Here is a 10,701-nt window from a genome sequence, read left to right on the forward strand (position 1 = left end):
CAGTTAAACCTTTATTAAGCATGAATTTACCTAATAACCACTTTGAAGATTTTCCTATTGAATTCAAACAAATTAACCCTGAAGATTTTCCCAACTTCCAGACTAATGAAAAGATCATTATTTCTCCTGATAGTAATGGATATATTAAAACACCTTTAGTTAGCCACCTTAAGCTACAAGACAAGAATACTGTAATTATTAACGCAGGTGTAGGACAGGGTAAAACTACAGCAATAATTGATATTGTAAAGCAATACTATGACAGCACTGATTATATTGTTTTCTTAGCATCTCCTTTTGTAAGCCTTGTAGAGCAATATCATAAGGATATATTACAAAAAGAAATCCCTGAAAGAGATGTATTTAGGTACGAAACATTAGGAAATGAAGAACCAGCAGATTTCTGGCATAAGAGAATTCATATAGTTACAGCAAATTGTCTTTTAGGAAATCCCGGAGAGGATGCTTTTATAAACTCCAGTATCAAAAGGTATTATATCAATAGGCTAGTTAAATATTGTGAAAAACAAGGAAAGAAAGTTGTCTTTATATATGATGAAATACATGATGCTATTCATAATTTTAAAGAAAAATACATTTTCAATCTCTGGAAATGGAGAAATGTGATCCTGAAAAACTACATCATCAGTGCTACATATAATGAAGCTTCAAAAGTTGTTATTGAGTACCTTGCTGAGCTGACTGAGGATAAAATACAAATCATAGAATCTCAAAGAATTAGGTTTCCTGAGAAGCAGAGTGAACTATTTTTACACTATAATAATGAACAGTTTTATACTTATGATGACAAGACTATTACTAACCTAATACAAGAGCTAATCTATTTAGGTAAGGATATTGACATCTTATCTTACTCAAAGACACTAGCAGATAATATTATTAAAAATAAAGAGTCAGGGATTGGAAAGGAATTATATTCAAAGTATGATAGAATAAATAACTGTACTTCTGAATTAGTTCTAAACCAGAGAAATGATAGGGCTACACCCCAAAACAGATACAATTCAAGTATGTGTAATGTTGGTACCAATTTTAAAACAGGTGTAAGTATTAAAAAGGAAAATCACGCTTATGTTATTATTTTACCCCCTAAAGGAGCTAAAATGCCTTTTAAAAACAACTATGGAATATTCTCTGGAGGTATAAATTCTATTATTCAGGCACTAGCAAGACAAAGAGCAAAAGGAGAAATACATCTCATTCTCCCCAAACCAAAAGATTTTGACTTTGAATCCTTACAGTTTGAGGAAGTAGAAAAGAAAGAAACATTCGAAGAATTTTATACTTCAGTAATGGATCTCCAAGAAGTAGAGTATAAAGTGAAATACCTTCCTTTATCATCACAGGATGAGCTACTTAGTATTTTTTACGAAAAAGAAATTAAAGAAAATATTAAACAAGAAATTGATTTTGTTAAGTCACTAGACAGATTAAATAAGGGTAGATTAGATTTTCCTGAGTACAGGTTATTTAAGCTAGATGAGGGAGAAGCTGTACTAGCTAAAAAATATGATTTCTATGGAAATGATCTATCTTCCTATATCACCTATTGTGCTATTACCAACCAATTTATCAATTGTAAACTAGTTTCAAATAATAAAATACCAACCTTAATCTTTAAATATGGAGAGATACAAAAGGGATTGAAAGAATATTGTAATACATACTACTTCAAAGATGATAAGAGAATGCATATATATTATTTTTATAATGATTCGCAGTTTTATAACATATTCAGAGATGATTTATTCAATAACTTTCAACTTATATTGCAAACTTCTAGTGGGCAAAATCTACCTTTAAAGAAGAATGGAACAGCTAAGCACAACAAAAATTTTGAATTACAACTTCTTAGCTTTGTACAACATTTTGGTTACCCCAATAATCCAGTGAATAAGTATAAGTATTTTAAAGATGGAGAGCTTTATGATGGACAATATGATAGAAGCCAATATTTTCTTGAAGGTTTAGCTCATGCTGAAAGAATAAACATTGATGATGTTCAGAACAATCCATTAGCCACTAGAAGACTTAAAGCTTTTAAATTTTTATCATTTCTAAGGCAACAAATAATCAATTCAGAACAAACTATTACCACTCAACAACAAGGCACATTTCAATTTGTATTAAATAAGCCTCATGCTGATTTTATCCCACAAGACAGAATAGAAGAATTTGGGGAAATGCTAAAACATTTCCTAGAAGAAGATGACATACTGGCAAAATATGAGTTTAAGGATAGGCTTTTGAAAAAAGAAAGAGATAAACAAATTGAATCTCTGTATAGTATCCTTATAGCAGACTTTTATAAGACTGAAAACTATAAAGAAGCTACAGGAGATAGAAGAAATGGAAAGAAAATTCATCACATTAAACCTATTCCTAGTTATGGAGTAGTAGATTATGTTTCTCAGCCTGATTATGACTATGAAACTTTACCTGAAGGCTTTTTTGAGGCAAATGCACTTTCTGAGGAAGAAGTAAAAAATATAACAGAACAAATAAGAAGAAATTAATCCGTCCATAATCCCTAAGTATATATATAGGTTTTGGGAAAAATGGACGTGTGAAAAATATAATCCCTGTACTCTAGAAGCACAGGGATTTATTATTTTAGTTTAATTCTCTTTTCTGTATGAAGAATATATTACCCTCCTGCTGTACTAGCCTTAAAATGGATAGTTTTCAGCTAATGACACAAGGGGTTCTTTTTAAATCTCCCCAATCTTAAAAATCTATGATTTAACAACGCACGAATTCAGAGGAGGACAACTCTGTTGTAGTTTTGTTCCAAAACTTTTGGTATACAAAATTACAAATTTTTCAGGACAATATCAATAGCTTTAGCCCTATTCATAAATATTTGAAGCTAATAGCCAAATTGTAATTCACTCATAAAATAATTCATTTTTCAACCTTCTAAATTTTAAAAATTATGCAATTAAAGCAATCACAAAGACAACAAGTCAAGTTAAGACTTGGCTTGTCTGGAGCTAGTGGATTTGGAAAGACCAAATCAGCCTTATTATTAGCCTATGGAATGACACAAGATTGGAGTAAAATAGCAGTAATAGATACTGAAAACTCTTCTGCTTCCTTATATTCTGATTTAGGAAACTATAATGTATTGGATCTACAAGCTCCTTATTCACCTGAAAGGTACATTCAGGCAATTGAATTATGTGAGAAATCTAACATTTCAGTGGTAATTATTGATAGTGCATCCCATGAATGGAATGGTACAGGAGGTTGCTTAGAAATCCACGAGAAGTTAGGTGGAAGATTTCAAGATTGGGCAAATATAACTCCAAGACACCAAGCCTTTATCAATAAGATTCTACAATCTAATTGCCATATCATTACTACTACGAGGAGAAAGATTGACTATTCTCTTGATGTTGGAAGCAATGGTAAAACACAGGTAGTAAAACATGGAACTAAAGAAATCACAAGAGATGGTTTTGAATATGAGCTAACTATTAACTTTGAGCTTATCAATGAGAATCATCTTGCTAAGGCTTCAAAGGACAGAACAGGATTATTTATGAATAAGCCTGAATTTCTTATTACTTCTGATACAGGAAAGCTGATTTTAGATTGGTGTAATTCAGGCTCAAAAACTAATCAGACTCCAAGTTTTGCCCCGAGTTTTACAGGAAGAAACTCTATGCCTCAAATAAACCCAAAGGATGCTTTTGAGTGTCATGATAATGAAAATGGATTTATTCCAAGTCAGGACTTATCAGATACTTCTGAATTAGAGGTATTTGAATCTATTGGAAAGTGTAATACCATTCAAGAATTATATACTCTTTACAAAGCATTTCCTCAGTTTCAAGCTAGTTTAAAAGTAGATTTTGAAGCTAAAAAATCATTAATTACCAATCTAACCAACCCTCAAAACTTTTCACAAAATGGACACTCAAAGTTTCAGTAAAACTCCCAACATTATAGAGGTAAGTGTAAGACCTCAAGAAGCCCCTGTAAATCTAAAGCTGAGAAGTGTAAGCAATACTACTTCTGTAGAAAATAAATCAATTAGAGACATTTTCCTAGATGATAATGAGAGCTTTGAAGATGCAAAAGTATTCTATCCCAGCAAGATGAATGAAGAATCTAAGCCTGAACCTAAAAAAGTAGTTCAGGCTTTTTTAATACCTGTTTCAAAGGAACAGAATTATGGCGATACCTCTGCTGAGCTAGATAAAAGTGGAGACAATCAGCATAAACCTTTTATTGTTGCCAACACATCAGAAGCAACATTACATCATCTACAAAATGATTGTATCATTCCTGTATTTAGTAAGGACAATGAAAAAACTATTGCACATCAGGAGTTTATTGAAGTTGTTTTAAGTGCTGTTCAGAAAGTTTTTCCACATCACCGTATTACAGAACCCGAAATTAAGGTTTCTCACCAAATAAAAGGCAGAATTCCAAGTGCAATCCATAAGCCTGTAAAGGAACTTTTAGAACATGAAAAGACTATGTACTATGAGAGAATGGCATTCATTGTAAAAGTTCCAACTATTACGGATATTGTAAATGGAAATGAACTTTCTCTTACCATTGGAGGAGTACGAAGTTACAATTTGGAAAACCTTTACAATAAGAAGTCTCTGGAAAAGTTCAAGTTCTTCATAGGTTTTCAAAATCAAGTTTGTATGAATCTCTGTGTTAGTAGTGATGGATTTGTAGAAGATATGAAAGTTGGAAGTTCACAAGATTTATATTCTAAGGCTTTAGAAACCATGCAGAATTATAATGCAGAGCTTCATCTCATGGAAATGAAAGAGCTTACACAGGATTATCTTTCAGATCATCAGTTTGCTCAGCTTATAGGTAGAAGTAGATTGTATCAGCATTTACCCAAGTCTGAAAAACAGAATATTCCTTTGTTAAACTTTAATGACAGTCATATTAATACTATGGCAAAGGATTATTATGAAGATAAGAACTTCTGTAGATTAGAGGATGGTAGAATTAATCTATGGGATGTTTATAATCTCTTCACACAGGCTAATAAGTCTTCTTACATAGATACTTTCCTAGATAGAAATTTGAGTGCTTTTGAATTTACAAAAGGTATTCAGAAAATACTCAATGGTAGTTCTTATTATCATTGGTTTTTGAGTTGAGATGTATCCCATAGAAATATGGGATACTTTTAATATATTTATAAAAATCAACAAAACAATGATATTTGACATAGCAGGTAAGTCTAAAGAGATACAATCAATAATTTCAAGGTACACAAAAGAAAGTTTTGTGACTTTTTTAGCTGATTTTATTCGCAACAATAACTTTAGAGGTGCTACTGGGTTTTCTGAAATAATGAAATCTAAACTTAAAGATTCACTATACCTTATTGCTTTAAGACTAAGTAGTAAAGAGAAAGGAAAAGAAGAGTTTAAATACAATGTTCCTAATGAAATCATATTAACTGATGTAGTTGGGAGATTAAATGGTATTATAAGTAATTATCTAAGTTCAAACTATACGCCCTCATATTTAAATGGAAATGTTGATGAACAAAAAAAAATAATTATACATGAAGGTACATTTTACAGTTATTTTTTAAATGGTGTTTTAAATTATAGACAACAAGAAATAAATCATGTTGTTAGTATGTTTTCACCTTATAAAGATAAAATTAGAGAGAAATTAGGAATAGAATTAAATACTTTAATTGATATGTGTAATCATTCTGAAAACTTATATAGTAAAAAAGTCAAGAATGGCTATGCCAAAATAATCAAATCACCAGAACTCTTAAATTTATTTGATCAGGTTAATAAAATAGGATCTACAGAATTCAATCAACTATTGTCAGAGTTACCACCTAGTGAATTTGACCTGTTTATGGATTTTTATGAAAAACCTCATTCTGCATTAATCTTTACAAAACAAGATTTTTATAGTAAGTTTAATGAAAAAGAAACAAATATTTTTTGTGAATTATTTTCTATTGATATTAATAACGAAATAGACTATTTGTTTTATACAAATACTAATCCTCTCGAATTGAAGCCAATAATTAAATTGAATGATAATGAATATTTAAATATATATCAAAAGCAATTACCAACATCTTTATATAAAATACTGTATGATATTTTAGGTACTACTCAAAAAGAAAAAACACATCTTAATCACCGAAGAGGAAAAGTTGTTTTTGAAAAAAAGGTTATATCCTTGTTTAAGAAAATCTTTTCAGATTCAAAAGACTTTAGACTTTATGATAACTATTATGTAAATGGTAATGAACAAGATTTATTAATTATTTGTGATAATTACGCATTTGTAATAGAATGTAAGTCTTCAAAAATTAGGGAACCCTTAAGAAATACAGAGAAAGCCTACAAGAAAATAAAATCTGAGTTTAAAGATTGTATTCAAGCTGGGTACAATCAATGTTATAGGGTGGAGAAATGTTTCTATAATGAACAAGAAGTGATAATAAAAGATAAAGTTGGCAATGTTTTAGAAATAATTAAAACAGAAAATATTAAAGACATTTTTTCTTTGGTCATAACTTTAGAGAGATTTGGTCCTATACAAATAGATTTAAGTTTGCTGTTGGAAAGAGAATCTAATGATTTAGTCTATCCTTGGTCTGTAGGAATAGATGATTTAGAAACATTCTTGTTAACTCTAAAGAAAAAAACAAAAGATCCACTGACTAAATTCATAGACTATTTAACATTACGTGAGCTTTTAAATGAAAAGGTTATATCAAGTGATGAGCTAGATATATGTGCATCATATATGAAAAATCCTAAAAAATTTAAAGAAATTGCAAATAGTAATCATGATTTTATATTGATAGAGCCAACTTTACAGAACTATTTTGATAATTTATATCACGCAAATATTCTTAATTTTAATTAGTTACTTATATCCCAATAAAAAAGGCTGTTTTTAGACAGCCTTTTTTAATTTTATACATCTGATAATATGAATTATTTACGATTTAATCTGAAAGTTGATATTATTCAACCTTATAACATCCTGCGATGTCTCTAGGTCTTTTACTTTTTAAAAGATAACAGAATGAATTATCTATTGATATAGCAATATAATTTGATTTACTTTCTTTATCTAACAATTCTTTTTCCTTTATTAATCTGATTTTCCAATTAGGCATTCCAGAAGGAGGAGTGAAATTATCAATGATTTCTTCAACAGTATTATTAAATAGATGTTGTATTAATTTTTTCAAATAGACATCATGGTCTGTATAATAAACATAATATTCCAATTCTCTAAAGTTCTCTAATAGACATCTTTTGTTAGCGTCACCAACATACCAGTATGAGGACCAATAATCATAAAATAAGTATTCATTATTTATTTCTATTGTCAATAAGGCTCTTCTTATATCATTTGAAATCTTATCACTTTCAGCACTATTAAAATGCTCATTAATAATATTTAATACCTTTTCAAAATTATTTTGTTCAAAATTTTCAATATTCCCATCATAGTCAATACAATCAAATGCAAATTCTATCCTGCCTTTAAAGAAGCTTTGATCTTCCATTCTATTGATTATGTCTTTGTACGAATCAGATTCTAAAATTAATTTAGCCTTTTTAATTTCTTCATCTGATTGATACCTTGCAAATGAAGAATTAATTTTTTCTACTTCAGAAAGATGTTTATAGATGTCTGCACATCCTGCTGATAATTCATTAACCAAATTAATAATTCCATCAAAGGTTTCAGGACTTCTTATTATGTCAGGTCTAGAACCCCCTTTCTCAACACTTCCTCTAGCAATTATATTTCTTACAACTCGTAGCCAATCTTCAAATTTAGTTTTATCAAAAACAGGATTTCTTAATAGATACTCTGTTTGAGCAAAAAATAGAACTTTTTGTGTGTAGGATGCATTTCGATCTGTTGTTACAATTTCATTTAAGAAGTCAATTGTTGGGGTATGCCTCCAAAAAGGAAAATTTAATTTTAAGCAATCAAAATTCTCTAGATTAGAGTAGATTTCAAAACTTTTATATATGTACTCAAAAGTATCTTTGCTAATTAGATTTGCTTTAATATTATTAAAATTATCTTGGATTTGAGAAATTAAGGTAACCCTATTTGCATTTCTTTCTAATGATATTCTTATCATTAATAAAGTTGAAATGAACTTCATTAATGGTACATCTATACTATTGTTTTTTTTAAAATTTTTCCAGAAAAAATCAGTCCAGTTAGTATCAATCTGAAATGCAAAAGTTTTACTTTTTTCAATATCCTCTTCCCAATTATTATCTTCAATGTACTTTTCAAAACTTGCCTTAAAGTTTTCATATGATGATAATAACTTACCTCTAGCATTCATTTTTATATACAAGTCATCAGTAAGTCCAATGTCTTCTAATAAAACATAATAAAAAGATAATAATTTCTCCTTAATTAACTTATTTAAAAGGTCTTCTACTGGGAAAAATATATCATGAATATCATCCAAAGTTCTTAACATTGAATTGATTGTAGGATCATTATCCCAAGAAAGAAAATACCATTTAGAATCTCTAATCCTATCACTTATTTTTTCTCCTTCAACAATAGCAATATCATTTTTAATTAGTGCTTCACAAAACTCTCTCGATGATATTCTTGTTTCATAAGTAAATTTTAATAATTCTTTTTTTAACTCATCTGAATTGGTATTTCTATTAGCACCATACCAATGAAGTAAATATAATGTTGTTAGCCTCTGCTGACCATCAAGAGGTTGAAAATTATCATCAACTTTACTCCCATAAATAAAATCTAATTGTATAGGTTTGCTCGAAACTAAACTATCATATATAGCATTTAAAAAATTTTGTCTGAGGTCCTTTTTGTCAACTCTTCCTTGTGCATAGTCTCTTTGGATGATAGGAATTTCTATTTTAGTCTCATTATTTAATAAATCAATAAAACTAATTATATTATTTTGTGTTGTCATTTTAAGCTAGATAATTTGATAATATTTTCTTTAAATCATTTTCATAATTCACTCTGTCTTCTTGTGTCCAAAATGAAATCTTAGGAGGATAATCACTAAAATATTTTAAAAAAACATTTTTTGTACAAAGTGGAATAAATATCCCATTTTTATCTCGATCTATAATAGTTTTTCTTTTTAGGGGAAAGACTGCATTTTTATAACTTCTATTAGTTTCTGAATCTAATAAAGTTAAATTAGATATATCATTTAAATCATCATCAATTATTTTACTGTTAAAATGAGCAATAATATCTTCATACAATATTTTAAATATTTCGTCATTTTTTGAATCTTGTTCAGAAAGTGCTTCTGCTCTTTCCCTCAGTTGCCTACCTTCCTCATTTTCTAAATCAATAAATATTTTTGCATCTGAAATCCATTCAAACCTGTTTTTATCTGGCATGTTATTTTTTATTGATGTGATATGCTCAATATCCCATTGCCCATTTTTAAAATACTCAAAGGGAAAATATGAGTTATCTTTATCATTATTTAACATGGTAACAATGTTATATAACAATAATACTTTTCTCACATTATCTTTGTCAAAATACTGTAATTCATCAATAAAAATATCTTCAACACTTCTTTTAATTAGTGAATCTAAATAATCTAAAAATTCACTCTTTGACATTTCTGAAGATTTTTCATAAAGTTCTTTAATATCTATGAAATCAACAGATATAAGATACCCTATCTTATGAAACAATGTTCTATTGTCAAACCATTCATTGAATCTTTGAAAACGCTTTTTAATATCTCCCCAAACCTCTTCTATTTCTTTTTTTGAATGCCTTTGAAATTTATTACTAAAAAATCTAAAAGTTGAATATTTATCATCCTTGTCAATTTCTGTATTCATCAATTCAAATATGAATTCTATTCTATTGATCGCTTTTTTATTTGCAGTAAGAAAATACCAGAATTTGTCTCTTTGTAATGCTTGCTCAATAGCATCCCATTCAGAAGCTATTTCTAATTGCCTTAATTTCAATTTTTCATCATGAAAGGAGAAATTTGAGCTATTTAAAAATAATGCTTTAATTAGTTCAGAGTTTGTAAGGGGGATTTTACCAATATTAATCCTTGTAAATAAGGCTACAGAATCTTCTTCTTGACTCTCGTACCAGATAACTTTAGTGTTAAACTTAAAATTTGATTCAAAGTCATTTCTATTAAAATCATTTCCTTTGCTCATAAACCAACTTTTGATTGCTTCATAAGCTCTTTTCATATAAAAGTAATCTATGTTATCATAGTTTTCTTCTTGATGTATTGTTTTTAGAAAATCTGTTGATGTTGGTCTGGTTTCATAATCCAATTCATAAAGCTTCATTCTAAAATCTTCAGCATAATATTGATTTAAGTAAAAAAGTAATATGTAAATTGAAGTAAGTCTTTGTTGCCCATCTATAACTTCATAATTATTGTCACTAATTTTTTTTACAACAATAGGTTGTAGACAGTACCAAGTCTTATTATCAGAATTTTGAACTTCTTTAGGCTTAAAGTCAGCAATATCTTTTAATAGATCTTCTATTTCATTTACTGACCATCTATAGCCTCGCTGATATTTTGGAATAAAAAAATCAAATTCTTGAAGTTCATTAATAGTTTTAAGTGATAGACTATTTTCCATTTATTCTCTTTCGGGTTTAATTAACCCAAATCACGCAGTT

General features: G+C 28.7%; 6 protein-coding genes. 4 read left to right on the forward strand and 2 right to left on the reverse strand.

What is annotated here, in order from left to right; all coding sequences use genetic code 11:
* The first annotated feature begins 20 nt into the window (after window positions 1-20).
* The 4 genes from AC0NBN_RS14840 to AC0NBN_RS14855 all read left to right on the forward strand — a co-directional run bounded on the left by AC0NBN_RS14840 (window position 21) and on the right by AC0NBN_RS14855 (window position 6,912).
* The gene (locus tag AC0NBN_RS14840) at window positions 21-2,537 is read left to right on the forward strand and encodes a DEAD/DEAH box helicase family protein (RefSeq protein ID WP_160812095.1); all 2,517 of its coding nucleotides are present in this window, start codon (window positions 21-23) and stop codon (window positions 2,535-2,537) included.
* A 419-nt stretch (window positions 2,538-2,956) separates the two neighbouring features.
* The gene (locus AC0NBN_RS14845; protein ID WP_160812096.1) at window positions 2,957-3,958 is read left to right on the forward strand and encodes an AAA family ATPase; all 1,002 of its coding nucleotides are present in this window, start codon (window positions 2,957-2,959) and stop codon (window positions 3,956-3,958) included.
* Entirely contained in the window at window positions 3,936-5,159 is a 1,224-nt protein-coding gene (locus AC0NBN_RS14850) for a DUF3871 family protein (protein ID WP_160812097.1), read from the forward strand. The genes AC0NBN_RS14845 and AC0NBN_RS14850 overlap by 23 nt, the downstream gene beginning before the upstream one ends.
* A 58-nt stretch (window positions 5,160-5,217) precedes the next feature.
* A complete protein-coding gene (locus AC0NBN_RS14855) occupies window positions 5,218-6,912 on the forward strand; it encodes an NERD domain-containing protein (RefSeq protein WP_160812098.1) in 1,695 nt (564 codons plus the stop codon).
* A 100-nt stretch (window positions 6,913-7,012) separates the two neighbouring features.
* On the opposite strand, the gene AC0NBN_RS14860 is transcribed toward AC0NBN_RS14855, so the two are convergent.
* Together AC0NBN_RS14860 and AC0NBN_RS14865 are read right to left on the reverse strand one after the other, a co-directional pair.
* On the reverse strand, window positions 7,013-8,980 hold the full coding sequence (locus tag AC0NBN_RS14860) for a DUF262 domain-containing protein (RefSeq protein ID WP_160812099.1): 1,968 nt from the start codon (window positions 8,978-8,980) through the stop codon (window positions 7,013-7,015).
* Window position 8,981: 1 nt separating this feature from the next.
* The gene (locus AC0NBN_RS14865) at window positions 8,982-10,661 is read right to left on the reverse strand and encodes a DUF262 domain-containing protein (RefSeq protein ID WP_160812100.1); all 1,680 of its coding nucleotides are present in this window, start codon (window positions 10,659-10,661) and stop codon (window positions 8,982-8,984) included.
* Between the last annotated feature and the right edge of the window lie 40 nt (window positions 10,662-10,701).

The sequence above is a fragment of the Chryseobacterium sp. L12 genome, from assembly GCF_056133985.1.